This is a genomic window from Bacillus altitudinis 41KF2b, from assembly GCF_000691145.1.
GTDB lineage: Bacteria > Bacillota > Bacilli > Bacillales > Bacillaceae > Bacillus > Bacillus altitudinis.
Genome location: NZ_ASJC01000002.1, coordinates 382,875 through 405,525 on the forward strand (window position 1 = coordinate 382,875; position 22,651 = coordinate 405,525).

A 22,651-nucleotide genomic window follows, 5' to 3' on the forward strand; every position below is an offset into this window, starting at 1 on the left:
AAATTCACACAAAAAAACCGTTAGCTTTTTTTCGCTAACGGTTCCACGATTCCTTTCTGTATGAGCAGATGGAAAATGGATAAAATGACAGCCATCCAAATGGCCGTTCCAAACCCATCAATGTTAAAACTATCTCCCATAAAGCTTGAGGTCATCATCAGTGTGATGGCATTAATGACAAAGAGGAACAATCCTAGTGAAAGTACTGTCACTGGCAGCGTTAAAATGATCAAAAACGGCTTCACTAAAATATTGAGCAAGGACAAAATAATACTTGCTACAATCGCTGCGCCAAAACCTTCAATATACACACTACCAAGGCCTGGCAGAATGCCTGAATCAAAATATCCAGCAATGACGATTAAAAGTAATGCATTGACGAAAATACTTACGATCCATCTAAGCATTTAGTTAGTGCCTTCTTCCGGAACAACAAAATACCAGATGAAGTAGATCAAGAATATCGGCATAAATGCTGTCATAAATCCGATGATCACCGTTAAAATACGAAGCAGGGATGCATCGACACTTAAGTATTCAGCAAGTCCACCGACAACACCCGCTATTTTTTTATCTGTCGCTGAACGATAAAGCTTCTTCATGTAGAATCACTCCTTGTCTGATTGGTGCTTTACTTGGATTGAGCCTGTTTTTGTTTCTGCAAAAATGGATATATTGTGCTCCGCCTGTTGATTGGCTTTGATCATTTTCTCTTTTTGCAGCGTTTCATTTTTCTCTTTAATCATATTTGCATCAAGCAGCTCATGAGAGATCGATCCGAGATTGCTTTTCAGCTCCGCAGTCACTGCACAAGCACGCGGAATCTGAACGTCCACACTGCCTGTTGTCGTTTTTGCATAGATCGAACGGCATTTCTCATCTGACAGCTGAACAGCAATGTTCCCATTGAAGCTCTGTGCATCAATTGATTCACTTTTCCCGCGCAGGTCAATGAGCCCATTAATGGTTTCTACTTCAATCATACCACACTCGTGATCAGCCAGTTTGATTTGCCCATTTGCTGTTTCAATTCCGACTTTTTCTGCTTGTAAAGAGGCAAAAGAGACGACGCCATTTGTTGTTTTTGCAGCCAGTTCTTTTGTCTTTAGCTTTTCCCCGCGAATCGGTCCATTAAACAGTTTGACTTTGATCTTATCGTATTGGATACGTGGTACATACAGGGTGACATTGACCTTCATGGTCTTCTTTTCAGTTCGGATAAAAAATTTGTCCCCTTCAAGCCCGCAATCCAGATGTTGAAGAAATTGCTGTCTGGCCTGCTCTCCATCCTCTGCACGGTAAATTTTCGCATGACACTCTGCCCGAACATCCCCATCATCCCAAGGCATCAAATTGAGACTGCCGTTTGCCAATTGAATATCTAAATGAGATAGTGCCGCGTCTTTGAATTGAAAAATGTGTTCAACGTCGACGGACTGTCCAAAGTTCAAATCAAGATCGACATCTTTGACCTTTTTCACCGCCGAATCTAACCACCCAAACAGCTTTGCACCGAGGTTTTCAGTACCAGTTCCTTTATTCTCTGTGCCAGCTTTTTCTTCATGAAAGGTATGATCAGCCGTTGATTTTTCTAGTGAAATGGACTGATTTTCTTCTAATTTTTCAAGTAGCGTAATTGCTTCTTTTGCAGATAATGTCCCGTCTTCTACTAATTTTAAAATGCGTTCTTTTTCATTCATACAAAGCCCTCCTACGATTTGATGGATTGAAGCACTTTAATACCTTGAATGATATTCCAAATGACAGAGATCAAAAAGCCAATGGCGACTAAAAAGGACAAGATAAGTACGGTGAACACTGGAACGAGTGAGTCGCTTGCCTGTGTCGTCAATAAAAAGGGGATAGCTCCAAAAACCAGCAGCACACACGCTGCGACTGGCAAAACATGTGACCACAATGCACGCAGCGAATGCCGTTTCGTTTCCTTTTGATCCACTACAAAATATGCCACGATCGGCACAATAAACGGCATGAAAAATACACTAAAATAACAAATAGATGCAATGATCGACTGATCTCTGTTCATATATATTCGCTCCTTCATGATGAAAATTCCTTTCTAACTCATACGTTTATGGCGTATAAAAAGTTTCAAACTCATTCGATTTACATATGACCTTAGACACAAATTATTTCTTTTTGCACCTAAGTGTAGATTCTTCATGGATTACCCTTTAAAATATGTTGAAAAGATGGTGATTATCATTATAGGGGGTAATTATTTTGACAGATCATCATAATGCTAACCACACGGCACAAACGCTTTTAGACCTTATACAGAAACAGAAAAGCATGAACAGCGATATGATCAAGGAGCTAGAGGCCATTCATCCGTCTCATCCGAAGTATGGTGATATCCGTTATTTAAAAGTACTGCTCGATAGTAGCAGCACTCATATTTTAAAGGATTTAACGCACCTCAGTAACTTAATGCCAAAGGAAGATGTGCAATAAAAGGAAAACCCCTCTTTCGGAGGGGTTTCAGATTGAGGACAAAGGGCTTAAATGTACTTTATTTTAGCCCTTTGTCTTCTTTTCAGCGTGATAGAAAACCTTTGCAGTCTAGGAAAGTCGAGCACCGGAGCGGAGCGAATTTGACATTCGTGAGCACCGGAGCACAGATTTGACAACGAATGCGAGGGTTTGTCTACACGCTGAAACCCCTCTTTCGGAGGGGTTTTTCTTTATGAGGATGTCACACTTTCTGTTTCTTTGACTAACTGTTTCATTCGCTCACGATCACGCTCTAAAATCGGTTTTAAGTATCGACCGGTGTAAGAAGCTTCTTCTTTAGCAATGTGTTCAGGTGTTCCTGAAGCAATAATCGTTCCTCCACCAGCACCGCCTTCTGGTCCTAGATCAACAAGGTAATCGGCAGCCTTAATAATATCAAGGTTGTGCTCAATGACCAATACCGTATCCCCGTTTTCGACCAAGCGCTGGAGCACTTTTAACAACCTAGCAATATCATCCACATGAAGACCGGTTGTCGGTTCATCTAAAATATACAAGGATCTTCCGTTTGAACGGCGATGAAGCTCAGATGCCAATTTCACGCGCTGCGCCTCTCCACCAGACAATGTCGTGGCAGGTTGCCCAAGTGTAATGTATCCTAATCCAACATCAAAGATCGTTTGCAGCTTCCGCTTAATTTTCGGGATATTCTCGAAAAATTGAAGTGCGTCCTCTACCGTCATTTCAAGCACATCGGAAATATTTTTCCCTTTATACGTGACCTCTAACGTCTCACGGTTATAACGTTTCCCGTGACACACTTCACAAGGCATGTATACATCAGGTAAAAAGTGCATTTCAATTTTAATAATGCCATCTCCACGACATGCTTCGCAGCGTCCACCTTTCACGTTAAAGCTGAATCTCCCTTTTTTATAGCCTCGTACCTTCGCTTCATTGGTTTGCGCAAAGACATCCCGCACGTCATCAAATACACCTGTATACGTAGCAGGATTGGATCTTGGTGTACGGCCAATTGGAGATTGATCAATATCAATGACTTTGTCTAAGTGATCCATTCCTTTGATTTCTTTGTGCTGTCCTGGCTTCGCTTTTGCTCTGTGCAGTTTTTGGGCAAGGGATTTCAATAAAATTTCATTCACAAGTGTACTTTTCCCTGATCCTGACACACCCGTCACAGCGGTAAAGACACCTAAAGGAAATTTCGCATTCACGTTTTTAAGGTTGTTTTCTTTTGCCCCTTTAATTTCAATGAAGCGGCCGTCAGGCTTTCGTCTCTCAATCGGAAGCGGGATGAATTTCTCACCAGATAAATATTGTCCAGTCAACGATTTTGGGTCCTTCATGACTTCTTCTGGCGTTCCAGCTGAAATCACTTCTCCTCCATGAACCCCTGCACCTGGTCCAATATCAATGAGATAATCAGCGGCAAGCATCGTATCTTCATCATGTTCTACGACAATCAGTGTGTTTCCGATATCACGCATGTTTTTCAATGTCCCAATCAACCGGTCATTATCCCGTTGATGCAGACCAATCGATGGTTCATCTAAAATATAAAGAACGCCTGTCAGTCTTGATCCGATTTGTGTCGCCAAACGAATCCGCTGCGCCTCCCCGCCTGATAATGTGCCAGCAGACCGGCTTAATGTCAGATAATCTAACCCCACATTATTCAAGAAGGACAAGCGCTCTTTGATTTCACGTAAAATGAGCTGGGCAATCTGCAAATCTTTCTCAGACAACTCAATTTTCTCATAGAAATCAAGGGCATCAGATACAGACAAATCGGTCATTTCTCCGATATGTTTGCCATTGATGAGAACCGCAAGCGTTTCTTTTTTCAGGCGATACCCTTTACAGGTCGGGCATGGCTGATTGGCCATATATTTTTCCATTTGCTCCCGAATATAATCGGAGCTCGTTTCCTTGTAGCGCCGTTCAATGTTACGAAGCACACCTTCAAACTCGATTTCATTTTCACGGACCTGGCCAAAATCATTTTCATATTTAAAATAAATCAGCTCAGAGCCGCTGCCATATAAAATTTTATCAAATAAATGCGTCGGAATATCTTTTACTGGAATATCCATGTCAATTCCATAGTGTGTACATACCGCCTCAAGAAGCTGCGGGTAATATTGTGAGCTTTGAGGCTCCCATGGGGCAATGGCATGCTGACGTAAAGTCAAATCCTTATTCGGAATCACAAGCTCTGGATCTACTTCTAGTTTAGAACCAAGCCCATCACAGCTTGGGCAGGCACCGAAAGGGCTATTAAACGAGAACATTCTTGGTTCAAGTTCCCCAATAGAGAATCCGCAGTGCGGACAAGCATGATGCTCACTAAATAACAGCTCCTCTTGTCCAATCACATCAATCATCACACGACCTTCACCAAGTCGGAGTGCCGTTTCAAGAGAATCAGACAACCGTGCCGCCACGCCTTCTTTCACGACAATTCGATCAATCACCACTTCAATGGAATGCTTTTTATTCTTTTCAAGCTCAATCTCTTCTGACAGGTCCTCCATCTCGCCATCAACTCTGACTCGAACGTAGCCCTGCTTCCGAATTTGATCAAGTACTTTCACGTGTGTTCCCTTACGTCCAGATACGATCGGAGCAAGCACTTGTAGTTTCGTTCGTTCTGGATACTCTAAAATACGGTCTGTCATTTGCTCAATCGTCTGTGATGTAATTTCGATCCCATGAATAGGACAAATCGGTTTTCCGACTCGAGCATATAATAGACGCAAGTAATCATAAATTTCTGTAACTGTCCCAACGGTTGATCGAGGGTTCCTGCTTGTCGTTTTCTGGTCAATACTAATCGCTGGAGAAAGCCCTTCAATCGCATCTACATCTGGTTTGTCCATTTGACCGAGAAATTGACGTGCATAGGCCGACAGTGATTCAACATACCTACGCTGACCTTCTGCATAAATGGTATCGAAGGCAAGCGACGATTTTCCCGAACCAGATAAACCTGTAATGACCACTAGCTGATCGCGCGGGATATTGACATCAATATTTTTAAGGTTGTGGGCTCTTGCCCCTTTCACCTCTATTCGTTCCATAGCCATCTGGCATTCATCCTTCCGCTTTTAGCTCTAGCAATAGATCTCTTAATTCTGCTGCTTTTTCAAAATCAAGCGCTTTTGCTGCATCTTTCATTTCCATCTCGACGTTTTCGATCACTTTTTCTCGTTCTTTTTTGCTCATTTTTGACAACTTTGGTGCTGCTTTTGTTTCGTATTCTTCTGAATCCTCATGTACTTTTGTTGCCTTGATCACATCTCGAATCTTCTTATGGATCGTTTGCGGAGTGATACCAAATTTCTCATTATACGCTTCTTGCTGCTCACGTCTCCGCTTTGTTTCTTGTATGGCAATGTCCATTGATTTCGTCATATTGTCTGCATACATGATAACTCGGCCTTCTGCATTTCTTGCAGCACGACCAATCGTCTGGATGAGGGATCTTTCTGAACGTAAAAAGCCTTCTTTATCCGCATCTAAAATCGCCACGAGCGACACCTCTGGAATATCCAAGCCTTCTCGAAGAAGGTTGATCCCTACAAGCACATCATATTTTCCGAGACGTAAATCACGAATAATCTCAATCCGTTCTAGTGTCTTAATTTCTGAGTGCAGATAATTGACCTTGATTCCGATTTCTTTCAGATAATCTGTCAGATCCTCAGACATTTTCTTCGTTAAAGTCGTCACAAGCACACGCTCATTTTTCTCAACTCTTGCATGAATTTCCCCAATTAAGTCATCGATTTGTCCTTCAATCGGACGGACTTCAATGATTGGATCAAGCAAACCGGTTGGACGAATAATTTGTTCCACGACCTCTGGCGTTTTCTCAAGCTCGTATGGGCCAGGTGTTGCGGATACATGCACAATATGGTTAATGTGCTTTTCAAACTCATCAAATGTGAGTGGTCTATTATCAAGTGCTGACGGCAGACGGAATCCGTGATCAACAAGCACTTGTTTTCTTGCCTGGTCCCCATTGTACATGGCGCGAATTTGCGGGATGGTCACGTGTGACTCATCGACAACAATCATAAAATCATCCGGAAAATAATCAAGCAATGTATAAGGTGTTGAACCAGGCGGACGTAAGGTGAGATGTCTTGAGTAGTTCTCAATCCCTGAACAAAAGCCCATCTCTCTCATCATCTCAAGGTCATACCTTGTCCGCTGCTCAAGACGCTGTGCTTCAAGCAGTTTCCCGTTTTCACGAAGCTTTTCCAACTGTTCCTCAAGCTCTTTTTCAATATTAATAATCGCTTTTTCCATCTTTTCTTCTCTTGTGACGAAGTGAGATGCTGGGAAAATAGCAACGTGGTCACGATCACCGAGAATTTCTCCAGTGAGAGCATCTACTTCACGAATACGTTCAATTTCATCACCGAAAAACTCCACTCTGATACAATGCTCATCTCGTGAAGCAGGAAAAATTTCAACGACGTCTCCTCGAACTCTGAAGGTTCCGCGCTGAAAATCTATATCATTACGAGAATACTGAATATCCACAAGCTTACGCAGCAGCTGATTGCGTTCAATTTCCATTTCAGTTCGTAAAGACAGCACAAGCTCTCTGTATTCTTCAGGAGAACCTAAGCCATAAATACAGGACACACTGGCAATGATGATGACATCTCTCCGCTCAAATAATGAGGATGTGGCGGAGTGCCTTAGCTTATCGATCTCATCATTAATGCTGGCATCCTTTTCAATAAATGTATCAGTTTGAGGAACATACGCCTCAGGCTGGTAATAATCATAATAACTCACAAAATATTCAACAGCATTATTTGGAAAAAATTCCTTGAACTCGCTGTATAATTGTCCGGCAAGTGTCTTGTTATGCGCAATGACAAGTGTTGGTTTGTTCACTTCTTTGATCAGGTTGGATACAGTAAAGGTCTTTCCCGTACCTGTAGCACCTAACAGCGTTTGATGCTGTTTCCCCTGATGGATGCCCTCCACAAGCTTTTCAATGGCTTTTGGCTGATCTCCTTGGGGCTGATAGTTAGAAACTAATTCAAAGCGGTCACTCACATCAAAGCCTCCGTTTCGTTACGAAATCTATCTAATGAATATATTATCATAAAAGAACACAAAAATACGAACTAAAGTTCGTGTCTGACTTGATTTTTATTTCCAATACAACCATACCCTCTCTGCCGTGGCTCATAACCCTCTAAAGAAACCTTCCTTTCAGTATGGAACATTTTGGAGCGAGATATTCGATCAGCAGAAAAACCACAAAAAAGAAAGCTGCACTCACTAGAATCGTAAGCACAGCTCCTGCAATCAAAAACATTTTCTTTTCATCAAGAGGGATCACATCAATGATGTTTTTCAGCCTTCTCTCTTTTTTCGACTTCTTTCTTGGCCATAAACAATGCCCCGGCCACTAAAGAAATAATATCTAATCCTACGATAAAGTAGGTTTCTGTATAGCCTTTCATATACGAAGCAAATAAAAGCGCTGCTGTTAATGCAATGCCAACGTAATGATTATAAGTAACCTTTGAAAATAAAATAACGAGCAAGAAAGGAAAAACAAGTGCAAATATGGCTTTTGTAATCACAAAAACCCTCCCTCTTCATGGTCTACTTCCTTGATTATAGTAAAGATTGGCATATTGAACAATTCACAGTTTTCAATTTCAGCTTTTTTCTTCTCGGTTGAAGACTTTTGATATAGATGAGGAGGAAAATTAGTGAAAACGTCCCCTTTCTAAAGATAGGTCTTTACGTCTTTGACAGTTACATCCAATAAATTCTATGATGAAAATGATAGTGCGCACTATCATTTTAAAAAACAAAAAGAGACAAATGAAACCATTGGCTATTTGGATAAGGGGGCATTCCCATGTATTCAGTATTATTTCATGCGGCTGAAGAATCCGCATCACTCGCAGGGGCAAAAGGCGTGAATTTAATTAAATTAAACAATCACGGATTGCCAGTTCCAGATGGATTTATTATTAAAACGAACAGCTTTGCAAGCTTTCTTTCATATCACAATTTCCATCCAACTGATCAAAACCTTGCCCGAAAAATCACAGAAGCTTCGTTTCCTTCACAAATGGAGACAGAATTACTTTCATCCTTTCAATCATTGTTGAAAACATATCCATCCGTTGCAGTGCGATCCTCTTCTGTTGCGGAAGATCTCGAAGGCGCCTCCTTTGCAGGTCAATACGAGACCTATTTAAATATCAAAACAAATGAAGAGTTCTTGCAAGCCGTCAAAGAATGTTGGTCGTCTTACTTCGCAGCAAGAGTCGCAGAATATAAGGAAGAAATGATTGAGAACGAGGAAGAGATGCCGCTCATGGCTGTTGTTGTACAAGGATTGATCCATTCTGACATCTCTGGTGTCATCTTTAGTGAGAATCCTGTATCAGGAAAAACAAACGAAGTCATGATGACTGCAAGCTATGGACTAGGAGAAGCCATCGTCTCCGGCCTTGTGACGCCAGATACATTTATTGTAAACAAAGAAACGTACTCAATTGAAAAATCACTAGGAACAAAAGAAGTGCAAATTGTTCCCTGTCAAGAGGGCGTTATTGAACAACCCGTAGGTGAGGAGATGGCTGGCCAATTTTGTCTTCGAGATGATCAATTGATCCAAATCACGAAAATGACAAAACAAGTAGAAGAACTTTATGGACATGGAGTAGATATCGAATTCGGCATGTCAGATGGTACTTTTTATTTACTTCAAGCAAGACCGATTACTGCTTCTTTTTCCAATACAGCAAATGGCTCCTCAGGTGCAGCCTTTCAAATGAAACCTGAAGAGCTGCAAGACTTCTGGATCTCAATGGACGATCATATGCCTGGACCCACAAGTCCTCTTTTTTCAAGTTTGATCATACCTGCTTTAAAAAACGGGATGAAGAAAAACGGAGAGAAGTATCAAGTACCAGACCTTAATATTAAAGATATCAAACTTTATAGAGGACATCTGTATTCTTCACCGTCTATGCCAGAAGCGTCAGCGGAACCAGTTTTTGACGAGAGCCTATTCGAACTGTTTCCTCGTTTAAGCGAAAGAATGTATCACATTTTAAAGCAAAACTTGTTCCCATTATACGAAAAACTTGATCGGCAAATCACTCAACCGCTAACAATTGATGAAGCCATCAGCGGCTTTCAAGAATTAAAGGAAATTTATCTAAGAGCGTATGACGACCATTTTGACATTGTCATACCTCAAGTCATTCTATCAGCGATCATTGAAGACATGCTTGTCTCATATACTGGCGATCAAACACAAGTCGTCCTGCTGCATGAAATGATGATAGGTGTGATGAACAAGTCCCTTGAAACAGATCAAAAGCTATCTCACTTGGCAAAAGACGTTCTTCAAGATTCCGAGCTTCTTCAGGCATTTAAACATCATTCAACGAATGCTGAACTATTATATGCCCTCAATCACACAGAAAAAGGAAAAAACTTCATTTCCAACGTAGAAGCTTTTCTCCAAGTCTACGGTTGGCGGTCTGTTAAAAGCCATGATTTCACAGAGGAAACATGGGTGGAGAACCCTGAATTTGTCTTGGACATCATTAGAAACAACATTCGGTACCAATCTGATTTTGATGAAGAATTTGCACAAGCCGTGATCAAAAGGCAAGAAACGTATGAAGAGTTTATCAATCAAGTGACAGATGAAGCGTTTAAAACAAAATTTGAGGAACTTTATCATTTTGCACTCCATGCAGCCAATATTCGAGATGATCATCACTTTTACATTGATGCCATGTTAGATGCAAAAGCGAGACTCTATCTCTTAAAAATTGGTGAACTTCTTGTTCAAAAAGGAGCGATCCCTCATCAAGAAGACCTTTGGTATCTTTACGATGATGAAGTACTCAATGCGCTCACAACTTCGACCACATACGATTCGATCATTCAGCAAAGAAAAATTGAAATGAAGGAAAATGAATCCATCCAACCACCAGCTTATACAGGAACGCCTTCTGAAGCTGAATTACAGCAAGTAGAAAGAATGCTCGGTTCGCTAAGGGAAAATGAAAACAACACAGACGATGCAATCTATGGAATTGGTGCATCTAGCGGCATTACTTCTGGAAGAGTCAGAGTCATTACATCTGCTGATGAATTTTCACAATTTGAAAAAGATGACATTTTAGTTTGTAAAACAACGACACCTTTATGGACCAGCTTATTTAGAGACGCCAAAGCAGTCATCACCGATTCTGGCGGTATTTTGTCCCATTCCGCTATTATCGCTAGAGAATATATGATACCGGCTGTCTTAGGCACACGGATCGCAACTGAAAAACTAAAATCCGGCGACCTCGTGACAGTAGATGGAGCCAATGGGCGTATCCAGTTATTAAATCAGCATTCACGGGCATAGTCGTCACTGTTTGGATCATATTGGCGGTCACAGATTTTATCGGTATACTTACTTTGTTGCAAACACATTCATAACCTGAGGTGAGTATGCTTGTTAAAATCAACAAATCAACGGATCATTCGCGCAACAATGGAATTATTGTCTGAAAAGGGCTATCAAAAAACAACGACAAAAGAAATTGCAACAAAAGCGAATGTAAGTGAAGCGACAATTTTTCGTAACTTTAAAAACAAACGCGGCGTGATTGCTGCCATTATGAAAATGAAATCAACACCAACCAAAACCCTTGAAGCTGAATTTAAAGACGATTTATACACCGATTTAAAATTTCTCGGTAGCTATTTCCTTGAAGATTTGACTTCAAAAAAAGAATTTATCTATATCAGCATGAGAGAACCGGCTATGTTTAAAGATTTAACAGACCATGAAAAAATTTATCCTCAAGAATTGAGAGACATGCTGATTCATTATTTCAAAAAAATGAGTGCTCAGCATCGTGTATTAGAGGGAAAAGAAGACATCTATGCAGATATATTTATTAGCACGTATTTTGGCTTTTTCATTCAACAGCTAGAGCAAGACATTCAGCTTGTTTTAACACAAAAAGAAGACTTTATTGAGACATGCACACACATTTTCATGAGAGGAATTTCCCCCACTTAATTGGGTGAAATTCTTCTTTTTTACAAAGGTGGTAAACACATTGAATCTTAAAAAAGAGAACTTGATCATTTATTCTTTGCTGCTTGGAGCTATTTTAGTTCCAGTCAATTCAACCATGATCGCAGTCGCTCTATCATCCATATCAACTTATTACGATCAATCCATATCAAACATTACTTGGGTGGTCACGATTTATCTAATTGTCATGGCAGTCACTCAACCTATTGCGGGTAAGCTGGGAGATATATACGGCCACCGCAGCATGTATTTAGCTGGTGTGATACTCTTTTTGATTGGCTCCATTGGATGTGCTTTCGCACCTAATCTTGCTTTTCTTATTAGCTTCCGATCAATTCAAGCGGCAGGCGGAGCTATATTAACACCGAACAGCATTGCTTTAATTCGAGCAACAGTATCACATGAAAAGCTTTCTAAAACTATGGGTTTTTTCGGTTTTGGAGCGGGAATTGGTGCCGCACTTGGACCTTTTATCGGCTCTATTCTCATTCAGAGCTTTGACTGGCATTCCATTTTCCTAGTGAATATACCATTTTTGATTCTCACACTTGTGACAGGCGTTTTTATGATTCCGAAGATGAAACATACGCGTTTACAAGCCAATGTAGATATCATCGGTTCGTTATACTTAACAATCGGGATCGCTACACTCATTTTGTTTACTAAAAGCCAATTATTAAACGAATACATGATCTATGGCGTTCTAGCGGTCATTTCCATTCCTTTATTTTTCAAACACGTACGGAAAGTTACAAATCCCATCATTGATTTGACATTATTTAAAAACAGTACCTTTACGAACGCTAACCTTTCTATCATGCTTAGTAATTTTGTGATGTACGCGATTCTTCTCATTATGCCGCTGTTTATGGAGCAAAAACTCGCGCTTCCTCATACACAAAGCGGGATTTTCCTTTCGATCTTTTCACTCTGTATGTCTATTAGTGGATTACTCGGAGCAAAGCTCCATCCAATAAAAGGTGCCAAAAAAATGATTCGATTTTCATTTCTCTGTCTTACTTTATCCGGTGTTATGCTGATCACACTAAGCAGCTACCCAAATTTACCACTCCTTATCATCACATTAGTCGCTGGGGGGATCTCATCAGGTATTGGCATGACTAGCATGCAGATGGCTTCTTTAACATCTGTTGATCAGAGTTTATCCGGCTCTGCATCTGGGATTTTTTCTACCTTTAGATATTTCGGAAGTATCATTTCATCTACTTTAATTGGTATATTAAGTGGTTTTCAATCTTTATTTATCGTATTAATGGGCGCAGGTATTCTTGGTTTCCTCCTCTCTCATCGTCTAAAAACGAAACCCACTTCTCATTCATCTGAACACTCTGCTTAATGACTCCCTTCGCTCTATTTAGGGCGGGGGAGCTATGATTATTTGTTACTGTAACCGATTATGAATACAATGATCAAACTGTGAAAATGATCTTTTACTCATGAAAAAATGTCATATGAATAAACGAAAAAGAAATTTCAGCTTTCATTTACCTCTACTTCCCCACCTAAAAACTTCTTTTCATATCTTCCAGCATTCATAACTTCGATTTTTTTTCACAATTTTTGTGTTATGCTTTTTGAAAATAGAGCACCAAAGGAGCAGAAGGATGAAACGAGTGAAATATTTTTTAATATGCTTGTCAGCTCTACTATTTTTCCTAGCAGGCTGCGGAAAAGACCAGCAATTTACGCCCCCTGGCAGCTCTCAATCAATTGCTGTCATTTCTCAACTAAAAAAAGCCTCCTTTTCAATCGTTGATTTACAAAAAAATAAAATTGTCTCTTCCGTTGATTTAAAACATCCTCTCACTGATCTTGTTCACATCAACAAAGACGTGATCATTGCATCAAGTAAGGAAGGACAATCTCTTATAGAAATCAATTTAAAAAAAGGAACAGTAGCGGACTATATGGATGTGAATAAAGGTCTGACTTCACTTGTGTATGATGCGGATACCAACACTTTACTTGTGACCGATTCAGAGAAAAATGTCGTTTATTTTATCGATACAGTGCACAAGAAAATAAAAGCAACTGTGAAGACCGGGACATTACCCTCTTCTATGGCGTTGTCTTCTTCAGGAACGTTGTTTGTTTTAAATGCAAAAAGTCATTCTGTTTCAGTCATTGATATTGAAAAGAAAAAAAAGATACGAACGATTTCCGTCCTAGAACGGCCATCTGGTATTCATTTTGATGGGCATTCCATTTGGGTTGGAGGACACGGTAAACCGGGCACATTAAATAAGAGCATTTTTGCTTACGACCCTAAAACAGGTAAAAAGCAGCGAGAAATCAAACTAGGTGTTATGCCAGTCGCATTTTTTTCAGAAAAAAACTCTTCTACTTTATATGTATTATGTCATGGAGACCACACACTATATAAAGTAAATACCGAGAAAAACAAACTGCTTTCCTCTGTTGAGACCGGTCAAAATCCGAATTATATCACTGCTGATTCCTCATCTATATATGTCAGTAACTTAGATGACAATTCAGTATCCGTCATCGACAAACATACATTTATGTTGAAGAACCGACTGAACATCCCAGCAGGACCTTATGCTATCATGTTGGAGGAAAAGAAATGAAAGAACAGATGAATATTTTAATAGTAGATGATGAATTAGATATGCTTGAGTTAATCGGATCCTTTTTGCAGAGACAAGGCTTTCACGTGATAACTGCAAATAATGGCACGGGCGCCTTACATCAGCTTGAAAAAGAGGCCATTGACCTTGTTGTATTGGATATTATGATGCCAGATATGGATGGATTCGAAGTCTGCCAGCGCATCAGGCAAACCTCTCAAATCCCCATTTTATTTTTAACAGCTAGAAGTTATGAAGAGGATCGTATTAAGGGGCTGGAAATTGGAGCAGACGACTACATCATGAAGCCTTTTAGTCTACGTGAGCTTGCAGCTAGAATTGAAACGACATTAAGACGAATTAGAGGACTTTCTTTAAAGCGCAGTCGAATCATAATTGGTGACTTGGAGATTGATCAAGATGGCAGACAAGTCTATCTCAAGCAAGAGCCCATCAATTTAACAAGAAGAGAATTTGATTTACTTATGTTTCTTCTGCTCAATCAAGGCCAAGTCTTTTCCCGTGAACAGCTCTATCAAAAATTGTGGGAATCACACTCACCTAGTGGCTCTTTAAGAACAGTCGATACACATATTAAAACACTAAGACTGAAATTAAAGGAAGCGGAACGGTATATTAAGACCGTTTGGGGTGTCGGCTATAAGTTTGAGGAGGACAAATGAAGCCATTATCTATTAAAAGGAAAGTGCTTTTCTTAATCCTTTCCGTTATAGGAATCGTTGCTGCCTCAGCTCTTGCTCTGACTTATTACTTATACCAGCACTTATATATAGATAAACAGATTGACTCTTTAAGTTTACAAGGAAAGAAGCTGGCAGAAATCTATCACAAACACGGGAAAGACACGTATTTTACTGACAGAATGAAGTGGGCAAATGACTCAAGTCAGGCAAGTGTTATTTTTACTGATGATCCTATGGAGCTTTCAAGCGGTATTCCTTTCGATACGAATACAAACGATAACCTCATTACGTTTAAAGAACGCCAAAAGCTTCTTCAGGGGAAAACAGTTGTGTTAATTAGAGAACACCCCCAGTTTCATCAAGATATTCTCGGGATTGCCATCCCTGTGTTCTCAAACAAAAATGATTTATCAGGAACCATTTTCCTCTCTATGCCTTTATCTGATGTGTATGAACCGTTTGTTCAAATTCGATTAACGCTTGGCATCTCTATTTTAATTATCCTGCTTTTGATTTTCTTTATTGGATATAAAAGTTCTAATAAAGTCGTAAGGACGATCAATCAAATGAAAGAAATTGCAATGGAAATGGAATCTGGTGATTTTTCAAAACGCATGGCTGTGACCAAAAAAGGGGATGAGCTAAATCAGCTGAGCCGTTCCTTTAATAAACTGTCCTCTACGTTAGAAAAAGTTGAACAGCATCGCAGAGAGTTCCTTGCTAATGTCTCTCACGAACTGAGAACGCCTTTAAGTTATATGAAAGGCTATGCCGAAGGAATTGAAGAAGGCATTATTGATCAAAAGAAAGGCATGCAGATTATTCAAGACGAATCCACACGATTAAGCAGGCTCGTACATGATCTTCTTGATCTCGCGCAGTTAGAGGGGGAATCTTATCCACTAACGATGGAACCAATCGTCTTTGCGCAGCTTATTCATGATGTTCTTGATCAAATGACATTCATTACTAGTCAAAAGGGAATCTCGTTCAACCGAGAACTCGAAGAAGATTGTATTATTTATGGTGATAGCGATCGACTTGAGCAAGTCGTTCGTAATTTATTGGACAATGCCATCCATTACACGCCATCAGGAAAATCGATTTCGATTGAATTATTCGTTCACCAACAAACTGCTGAATTGAGAATTACAGATGAAGGCAGCGGAATTCCAAAAGGAGATCTCCCTCATGTCTCTGAGCGTTTTTATCGAGTGAATAAAGCCCGCACAAGAAAAGATGGCGGCTCTGGTCTTGGACTAGCCATTGTTTATCAAATTATAAAAAAACATCGTGGCACGTTCGTTCTTCAATCTGAACAAGGCCTAGGTACGACCGCTATTATACAATTACCATGTGCAGATAGCACTGAAGATTCGCCTACCTCACCAAAAAATAAGATGACACCTTAAACAAAACAGCTCTTTTCTAGAGCTGTTTTTATTCAACAGAAAAATAAAGAATTGGCCTTTTTTTATTAACAATTTATTCATATTTGCTTGTTACACTTTTTTCAAGTTAAGAAAAAGGAGTGACAAACTTTTGATTAGACGCTTTCAGAAATTTGATCTTTATTTATTTTTCATATTGATTTTATCTGCCATTTTAAACATTTATAACATTTGGAACGACGATACGGTGAACGCTTATTATACAGCGGCGGTCACAAGTATGATGCAAAGCTGGCATAATTTCTTCTTTGCTTCGTTCGATCCCTCAGGTTATGTCACGGTGGATAAACCACCGCTCGCCTTCTGGCTGCAAACGATCAGTGCCAAAATTTTTGGCCTGCATGGCTGGAGTGTGATCTTACCCCAAGCTTTAGCTGGCATTGGATCTGTTTATTTAATCTACCGCCTAGTCAAACCTACATTTGGCCTGGCTGCTGCAAGAGTGTCAGCGCTCATTATGGCGTGTACACCAATCGCAGTTGCTGTATCTCGTACAAATAACATTGACAGCTTACTCGTCTTTATTCTTTTACTCGCAACAGCCATGATGTTCAAGGCTGTGAAACAGCAGAAAGTGCTTTGGGCGATTGCTTCTTTTGCAATGATCGGTGTCGGTTTTAATACAAAAATGCTACAAGCGTATATGATTGTACCGGCTCTCGTCCTGTTTTACATCATTGCCTATCGAACGACATGGAAGAAAAAGTTGTTATCGCTGATGATTTCGATGATTGTTCTTTTAGGTGTATCTGCTTCATGGTCTATAGCGGTTGATCTCACTTCCAAAGACAACCGTCCTTATATGGGATCAAGTCAATCGAATTCAGCACTAGAATTAGCCTTTGGTTACAATGGTCTTCAGCGGTTGACTGGTCAACAGTCTGGCGGAGGAGGCGGCACAAATCAGGGTGAGGGACAGCCACCTTCACAGCAGGGTGATCAGCAAAATGACAATAATTCATCCACCATGCCTCAGCCGCCATCAAATGGAACTCAAAACAACTCAGACAATTCAAACCAATCATCCAGTCAGGAACAGCCTTCAATGCAAGGACCACCAAGCAATGCAAACGGCACAACACCACCTGATATGCCTTCAGGCGGTAATGGTGATGGACCGCCAAATGGCGGGGGCGGAAAAATGGGAAGTGGTTCTGGCATGTTTGGAACAGGAACAAAAGGGCCATTACGTCTGTTCCAATCTGAACTATCCGATCAAATCAGCTGGCTGCTTCCATTTGCGCTCTTCGGTGCGATTGGTATCTTCTTCTCGACAGCCTTTGAAAGAAGACGTCTCAATACAAAACAAAAAGAAACACTATTTTGGTTAGCTTGGCTTATACCTGTTGCTGCATTCTTCAGTGTAGCTGGATTTTTCCATCACTATTATTTAATCATGCTGGCACCGCCAATTGCTGTCTTAGCAGGAGCCGGATGGGTTTCTATGACTCAATTGTTTCAAACGGGAACTGGCTTTAAAAAATGGCTACTGCCAATTGCGATATTCGTCACAACCGCATTTGAAATCTTTATCCTATCCACTTTTACAAGCACGATCGGTCTTGGACTAAGCATTGCAGTCGGTATCATTGGTGTTGGAACCACCCTTTCTCTACTCTTGATAAAAGGGAAAGAAAAACTAAAACAATTCATGTCTCTCATTGCCATCCTTGGGATGCTGATCGCACCACTATACTGGGCAAGCACACCTCTTCTTTACGGAGGAAACAGTATGCTGCCAGAGGCTGGTCCTCAGCTTGCAACTTCAAGTGGCAGCATGAGTTCACAAGTCAATGAAAAGCTGATCAGCTATCTTGAGAAAAACAATACGGGAGAAGAATTCCTATTCGGGACAACAGATGCAACCACTGCTTCGCCTTACATTATTAAAACAGGAAAAGCTGTTATGGCATTAGGTGGATTTAGTGGATCTGATAACATTCTCACGCTTAATGAATTCAAACAGCTCGTTAAAGACGGCAAAATCAAATACTTCTATCTTTCTGGTATGAGAGGCGGCAGCTCTGACATTCTTACTTGGATTCAAAAAAATGGCAAAGAAGTAACTGCTTCTAAATGGCAGAATAGCTCTACATCCAAAACGAACCAGCAAACAGGCAGCCAACAATCCGAACAAAATGATCAGTCAAATGGACGAATGGGCGGAATGGAGAGCGGTACTCTTTATGAACTATCCGTTGATTAATTCATCTATTAAAAGGGAGGAACGATGACTGATGGAAAAGAACATACAATACTCTGTTGTAGTCCCAGTGTATAATGAAGAACTTGTGATCCATGAATCGTATCAGCGCCTCAAGACCGTCATGGATTCGACGGGAGAAGCATATGAGCTTCTCTTCGTCAATGACGGCAGTATGGATCGAACAGCTGAACTGATTAAAGGGTACTGCCAGACTGATCCGCATGTGAGACTTATTGATTTTTCTCGTAACTTTGGGCATCAAATTGCCATTACAGCGGGAATGGATTATGCAAAGGGAGAAGCTGTCGTAGTGATTGATGCGGATTTACAAGATCCACCTGAATTGATTTTAGACATGATTGAAAAATGGAAGGAAGGCTATGAGGTCGTATACGCGGTCCGCACGCAACGAAAAGGCGAAACAGCTTTCAAAAAGTACACGGCTTCCCTTTTCTACCGAGTGCTACGTCAAATCACCGAAGTAGATATTCCTATTGACACCGGCGACTTTAGATTGATGGATCGTAAAGTGTGTCATGAAATGAGAAAAATACGCGAGAAAAACCCATTTGTCCGCGGATTAGTGAGCTGGGTTGGCTTCAAACAGATTGCGGTAGAATATGTTCGGGATGAGCGGTTGGCAGGAGAAACAAAGTACCCTCTCAAAAAGATGCTCAAGCTCTCGATGGATGGGATCACATCTTTTTCTTACAAACCTTTAAAGCTGGCCAGCGTGGCAGGTATTGCCCTTTCAGCTATTGGCTTCATTTCGATGTTTCTTGTCTTATATTTAAAGCTTTTTACTAACAGCACCATCACCGGCTGGAGTTCATTAATTGTCATTCAGCTATTCTTTAGCGGGATCATCCTCTTTATGTTAGGCATGATCGGAGAGTATATCGGCCGAATCTACGATGAAGCCAAGGACCGGCCGCTTTATATCGTCAGGGAGAGCTATGGCCTTCAGGCAAAGCCACATCCCGTTCAATCCCCTGTCCATTTCAAGCAATATAAACAGCATTAAAAAAAGCGTGCGAGACCCTTCAGAAGGTCCTGCACGCTTTTTAATAAATTAGACGGCTGTTTCAAACCGTTTTCTGTTAATAAAGAAAGAAAGTGTAATGATTAAATAAATGCCCATTGTGACCAGCGTTTGAACAATTGGTGTATTGAATACAACGCCGACAAAAATGGCCATGATCGCAATAACGGAAAACCACGTTGTGAAAGGATACAGCTTCACGCGATATCCGCCTGGCTGTGCGATGCTTCGAGATTTCAAATGACCGACGGCAATGATAAACCAGATGAATAGAACTGTGTAACTTAAAGAGCCCATCAAGTAATTAAACGTTTGACTTCCTACAAAAAGAGAAATCAATACAGCTGCATACAAAGTAGATGTACATACAAGGATGGCTCGAACAGGCACCTGCTGTTTTGACAGCTTGGAGAATCCTTTCCATACACGGCCATCCATTGCCTGTGTATAAAGCACCCGTGATGAAGCATACAAGCCAGAGTTCATAGAAGACAAAATCGCTAGTAAGATAATGCCGTTCATGATGTCACTGGCATACGGTACTCCGATCGTTGCAAACACTGTCACAAATGGACTTACTTGCTCATTGTTTACTTGATTCCAAGGGATTAAGCTGACAATGATAAAGAACGGCAGTACATAAAAACCGATGATGCGTACAAACGTACTTTGAATGGCCTTTGGTATGACTTTTTCAGGGTTTTTTGTTTCTGCTAAAGTGACCCCAATCATCTCCGTCCCACCATATGAATACACGACAACCAGCATTGCTGCAATTAATCCGCCAGTACCATTTGGGAAAAATCCACCGTGATCCGTTAAGTTAGACAATCCAGGTGCTGCATGCTGTCCAAATGAGACAAATAGCATGGTAAATCCAATGATAATAAATAAGATGATGACAGCAATTTTAATAGAAGCTAACCAATACTCTGTCTCAGCAAACATTTTGACTGAGCAAACATTAATGATTGTGACTACAAGTGAAATGATTAACACAAGCATCCAGATTGGCACTTGTGGGAACCAGTACTGAATAAAGATGGCCGACACAATCGCTTCTGCTGCAATGTTCAGCACCCACATCTTCCAATAGATCCAGTCTAAGAAATAAGCCGGATACTTTCCTAACACAGGTTCAATCAAGTCACGGAATGTTCTTGCTCCAGGTCGTGCAACGGTCATTTCGGCAAGTCCTTGCATAATAAATAATAAAATAAGACCACCAATCATGTATGCCAAAATGACAGCAGGACCCGCAATATCAATGGCAGAACTGCTTCCTTTAAACAGACCAGCACCGATGGCACCGCCAAGCGCAAGCATCATAATATGCCTTGATGTCATTGTTCGTTTTAACTGCACATGTTCCTTTTCCATTTTCTATAGCTCCTTTAAATTTGAATCTTCAGACAAATATGAGATAAAAGCATATAAAAAGGCCAGCCATCTCCTGGAAGAGACGACTGACCTTGCAACCGCGTTACCACTCTTATTGATTCAGCCATGGCTGAATCCAACTTAAAACCCGATAACGGAGGTCACACGTAAAGACTTACTATTCATTCAGTCTTACCGCTCTTTGAGCGAGTTCAATGATTCGTTTTACTGCGTTGCACCGACCCGCAGCTCTCTTAAAAAACGGATGTTCATTTACTATTCTCAAGTCAAAGCGTTTATAGTCAAATTTGTATATTCGTCAAAGATTTTATTTTTTAAATATACTGACTAACCACGCAATTGTCAACAGCCTTTTTCAGACAAACAGCGATTAACGAATCCAAACAGCTACTTCATCCATCGGGCGACGTGTTTTGCCGCGTTTTGGCTCAGTGACACGATAACCAAAGGCTGCCATGACAGAGATGTCGTATTGACCATCCTCCAGTAACCCTTCTTCTTCTAAGATACGATGGATGTGATCGTAGCTAAATCCTTCAACTGGGCATGAATCAATGCCGATCTGTGCCGCAGCTGTCATCATGTTACCTAAGGCAATATACGTTTGTTTTGAAGCCCAATCAAATAATGTACGGTCATTTTCTAGTAGATGAAGATCGTTCTCTTGGAATTCTCTGTAGCGCCCCTTGACCATTTCAAACGTTTCGTCTGTCATTCCTTTGATTTGCTTGTTGATGTATTCTGCATATGCTGAATCATAGCGGGCATCTGTTCTTGCCAAGATGATCACAAAATGGCTGGCAGTTGGAAGCTGCTTTTGCGCCCCCCATGTATACTCTTTTAATTTTTCTCTGAATGCTTCATTTTGAATAACGAGGAACTTCCAAGGCTCAAACCCTACAGAGCTTGGAGAAAGTCTTCCTGTTTCTAAAATAAATGCAAAATCATCCTCTGGAATCTTTTTCGCTGGGTCAAACTCTTTTGTCGCATGACGGAATTCATACGCCTCAATGATTTCTTTTTTTAATAGCTCTTTGTCTCGCATATTATTCATCCTTTCTAATGAACAGGTGTGTTCCCACAATCCAATTTCTTTCCATTCCCTCATAGAAATTGTTATGATAGGAAAACAAACAACCCGAATGTGTGATGTCTATCTCTATGGTAAAAGAAAAGCTTCCATTGATTCAAGTACGCACATTTTTGTTCGTTAGGTACAAACATGTTCGTTTATGACCATTTTCGTTTAAGAAAGGAATGTTGAGATGAGTGCACCATCCAATCCAGTCAGTATTGTGAATCATGGCTGTCCCGTGTCTATCACTACAAATGTCATCGGAGGGAAATGGAAAGGCGTCATCCTTTATCATTTGACTTGCGGTCCAAAGCGTTACAACGAAATACGCCGGCTTCTGCCAAGAATTTCGCAGCGTGTCCTGACGTTGCAATTACGAGAACTTGAACAAGACGGGATTGTTCACCGTGAAGTCTATGAGGAAGTTCCTCCTCGTGTCGAGTATTCACTGACTTCTCTTGGAAATACGTTAAAGCCCATTATCTTTGCCATGCGTGAATGGGGCGAATCCTATGGAAGAGAAACGCGCCCAAAAGAAAAAAGCTGCCATCTCTAGCAGCT

19 protein-coding genes and 1 other annotated feature are annotated in these 22,651 nt (G+C 40.7%); of the genes, 10 read left to right on the forward strand and 9 right to left on the reverse strand.

All coding sequences use genetic code 11. From position 1 onward, the window contains the following. Window positions 1-20: 20 nt before the first annotated feature. From BA79_RS05905 to BA79_RS05920, 4 genes are read right to left on the reverse strand one after another with little or no spacing between them, the layout of a single operon-like run. Complete coding sequence (locus BA79_RS05905; protein WP_007500042.1) at window positions 21-407, reverse strand: phage holin family protein; 387 nt, start codon at window positions 405-407, stop codon at window positions 21-23. Then, window positions 408-602 (reverse strand): PspC domain-containing protein, encoded by a 195-nt coding sequence (locus BA79_RS05910; protein ID WP_008348183.1) that lies wholly within the window; start codon window positions 600-602, stop codon window positions 408-410. A gap of 6 nt (window positions 603-608) precedes the next feature. Next, on the reverse strand, window positions 609-1,700 hold the full coding sequence (locus BA79_RS05915; RefSeq protein ID WP_007500040.1) for a DUF4097 family beta strand repeat-containing protein: 1,092 nt from the start codon (window positions 1,698-1,700) through the stop codon (window positions 609-611). 11 nt (window positions 1,701-1,711) lie between these two features. Continuing rightward, the gene (locus BA79_RS05920) at window positions 1,712-2,047 is read right to left on the reverse strand and encodes a hypothetical protein (protein WP_008348186.1); all 336 of its coding nucleotides are present in this window, start codon (window positions 2,045-2,047) and stop codon (window positions 1,712-1,714) included. A gap of 197 nt (window positions 2,048-2,244) precedes the next feature. On the opposite strand from BA79_RS05920, the gene BA79_RS05925 reads away from it, so the two are divergent. Then, window positions 2,245-2,475: a hypothetical protein gene (locus BA79_RS05925; protein ID WP_008348188.1), complete on the forward strand. Its 231-nt coding sequence runs from the start codon at window positions 2,245-2,247 to the stop codon at window positions 2,473-2,475. Between the two features lie 230 nt (window positions 2,476-2,705). Here the strand turns inward: BA79_RS05925 and uvrA are convergent, their stop codons facing one another. The 3 genes from uvrA to BA79_RS05940 form a co-directional block, all read right to left on the reverse strand. Continuing rightward, window positions 2,706-5,582, reverse strand: a complete 2,877-nt coding sequence (gene uvrA, locus BA79_RS05930) for an excinuclease ABC subunit UvrA (protein WP_035701546.1) — start codon at window positions 5,580-5,582, stop codon at window positions 2,706-2,708. A 7-nt stretch (window positions 5,583-5,589) separates the two neighbouring features. Beyond that, window positions 5,590-7,575 (reverse strand): excinuclease ABC subunit UvrB, encoded by a 1,986-nt coding sequence (gene uvrB, locus BA79_RS05935; RefSeq protein WP_035389639.1) that lies wholly within the window; start codon window positions 7,573-7,575, stop codon window positions 5,590-5,592. A gap of 290 nt (window positions 7,576-7,865) precedes the next feature. Next, window positions 7,866-8,111: a CsbA family protein gene (locus BA79_RS05940; RefSeq protein WP_008348197.1), complete on the reverse strand. Its 246-nt coding sequence runs from the start codon at window positions 8,109-8,111 to the stop codon at window positions 7,866-7,868. Between the two features lie 284 nt (window positions 8,112-8,395). Between BA79_RS05940 and BA79_RS05945 the strand changes: the two genes are divergently transcribed. The 8 genes from BA79_RS05945 to BA79_RS05980 all read left to right on the forward strand — a co-directional run bounded on the left by BA79_RS05945 (window position 8,396) and on the right by BA79_RS05980 (window position 19,596). Further along, window positions 8,396-10,921 carry a PEP/pyruvate-binding domain-containing protein gene (locus BA79_RS05945; protein ID WP_035701549.1) on the forward strand — a complete coding sequence of 842 codons (2,526 nt, stop codon included), beginning with the start codon at window positions 8,396-8,398 and terminating at the stop codon, window positions 10,919-10,921. A gap of 90 nt (window positions 10,922-11,011) precedes the next feature. Then, window positions 11,012-11,584 carry a TetR/AcrR family transcriptional regulator gene (locus tag BA79_RS05950; RefSeq protein ID WP_008348201.1) on the forward strand — a complete coding sequence of 191 codons (573 nt, stop codon included), beginning with the start codon at window positions 11,012-11,014 and terminating at the stop codon, window positions 11,582-11,584. 40 nt (window positions 11,585-11,624) lie between these two features. Then, complete coding sequence (locus BA79_RS05955) at window positions 11,625-12,959, forward strand: MFS transporter (protein WP_008348203.1); 1,335 nt, start codon at window positions 11,625-11,627, stop codon at window positions 12,957-12,959. Window positions 12,960-13,227: 268 nt separating this feature from the next. Then, complete coding sequence (locus tag BA79_RS05960) at window positions 13,228-14,211, forward strand: YncE family protein (RefSeq protein ID WP_008348206.1); 984 nt, start codon at window positions 13,228-13,230, stop codon at window positions 14,209-14,211. Beyond that, complete coding sequence (locus BA79_RS05965; protein ID WP_008348208.1) at window positions 14,208-14,894, forward strand: response regulator transcription factor; 687 nt, start codon at window positions 14,208-14,210, stop codon at window positions 14,892-14,894. The genes BA79_RS05960 and BA79_RS05965 overlap by 4 nt, the downstream gene beginning before the upstream one ends. After that, window positions 14,891-16,327, forward strand: coding sequence for a HAMP domain-containing sensor histidine kinase (locus BA79_RS05970; RefSeq protein ID WP_035701552.1), 1,437 nt, complete (start codon window positions 14,891-14,893; stop codon window positions 16,325-16,327). The genes BA79_RS05965 and BA79_RS05970 overlap by 4 nt, the downstream gene beginning before the upstream one ends. Before the next feature lie 130 nt (window positions 16,328-16,457). Continuing rightward, window positions 16,458-18,572 carry an ArnT family glycosyltransferase gene (locus BA79_RS05975; protein ID WP_035701553.1) on the forward strand — a complete coding sequence of 705 codons (2,115 nt, stop codon included), beginning with the start codon at window positions 16,458-16,460 and terminating at the stop codon, window positions 18,570-18,572. 31 nt (window positions 18,573-18,603) lie between these two features. Further along, window positions 18,604-19,596 (forward strand): glycosyltransferase family 2 protein, encoded by a 993-nt coding sequence (locus BA79_RS05980; protein WP_035701555.1) that lies wholly within the window; start codon window positions 18,604-18,606, stop codon window positions 19,594-19,596. Between the two features lie 48 nt (window positions 19,597-19,644). Here the strand turns inward: BA79_RS05980 and BA79_RS05985 are convergent, their stop codons facing one another. Continuing rightward, window positions 19,645-20,994 (reverse strand): amino acid permease, encoded by a 1,350-nt coding sequence (locus tag BA79_RS05985; RefSeq protein ID WP_007500022.1) that lies wholly within the window; start codon window positions 20,992-20,994, stop codon window positions 19,645-19,647. A gap of 75 nt (window positions 20,995-21,069) precedes the next feature. Then, window positions 21,070-21,294 (reverse strand) — a binding site (T-box leader). Window positions 21,295-21,385: 91 nt separating this feature from the next. Continuing rightward, on the reverse strand, window positions 21,386-22,060 hold the full coding sequence (locus BA79_RS05990) for an NAD(P)H-dependent oxidoreductase (RefSeq protein ID WP_035701558.1): 675 nt from the start codon (window positions 22,058-22,060) through the stop codon (window positions 21,386-21,388). 220 nt (window positions 22,061-22,280) lie between these two features. Between BA79_RS05990 and BA79_RS05995 the strand changes: the two genes are divergently transcribed. Further along, on the forward strand, window positions 22,281-22,646 hold the full coding sequence (locus tag BA79_RS05995; RefSeq protein ID WP_017357877.1) for a winged helix-turn-helix transcriptional regulator: 366 nt from the start codon (window positions 22,281-22,283) through the stop codon (window positions 22,644-22,646). The last annotated feature ends 5 nt before the right edge of the window (window positions 22,647-22,651 follow it).

Coding starts and splice junctions, on each gene's coding strand:
- BA79_RS05905 (WP_007500042.1), bottom strand. CDS start 407: ATGCTTAGATGGATCGTAAGTATTTTCGTCAATGCATTACTTTTAATC.
- BA79_RS05910 (WP_008348183.1), bottom strand. CDS start 602: ATGAAGAAGCTTTATCGTTCAGCGACAGATAAAAAAATAGCGGGTGTT.
- BA79_RS05915 (WP_007500040.1), bottom strand. CDS start 1,700: ATGAATGAAAAAGAACGCATTTTAAAATTAGTAGAAGACGGGACATTA.
- BA79_RS05920 (WP_008348186.1), bottom strand. CDS start 2,047: ATGAACAGAGATCAGTCGATCATTGCATCTATTTGTTATTTTAGTGTA.
- uvrA (WP_035701546.1), bottom strand. CDS start 5,582: ATGGCTATGGAACGAATAGAGGTGAAAGGGGCAAGAGCCCACAACCTT.
- BA79_RS05945 (WP_035701549.1), top strand. CDS start 8,396: ATGTATTCAGTATTATTTCATGCGGCTGAAGAATCCGCATCACTCGCA.
- BA79_RS05960 (WP_008348206.1), top strand. CDS start 13,228: ATGAAACGAGTGAAATATTTTTTAATATGCTTGTCAGCTCTACTATTT.
- BA79_RS05965 (WP_008348208.1), top strand. CDS start 14,208: ATGAAAGAACAGATGAATATTTTAATAGTAGATGATGAATTAGATATG.
- BA79_RS05970 (WP_035701552.1), top strand. CDS start 14,891: ATGAAGCCATTATCTATTAAAAGGAAAGTGCTTTTCTTAATCCTTTCC.
- BA79_RS05980 (WP_035701555.1), top strand. CDS start 18,604: ATGGAAAAGAACATACAATACTCTGTTGTAGTCCCAGTGTATAATGAA.
- BA79_RS05985 (WP_007500022.1), bottom strand. CDS start 20,994: ATGGAAAAGGAACATGTGCAGTTAAAACGAACAATGACATCAAGGCAT.
- BA79_RS05990 (WP_035701558.1), bottom strand. CDS start 22,060: ATGCGAGACAAAGAGCTATTAAAAAAAGAAATCATTGAGGCGTATGAA.
- BA79_RS05995 (WP_017357877.1), top strand. CDS start 22,281: ATGAGTGCACCATCCAATCCAGTCAGTATTGTGAATCATGGCTGTCCC.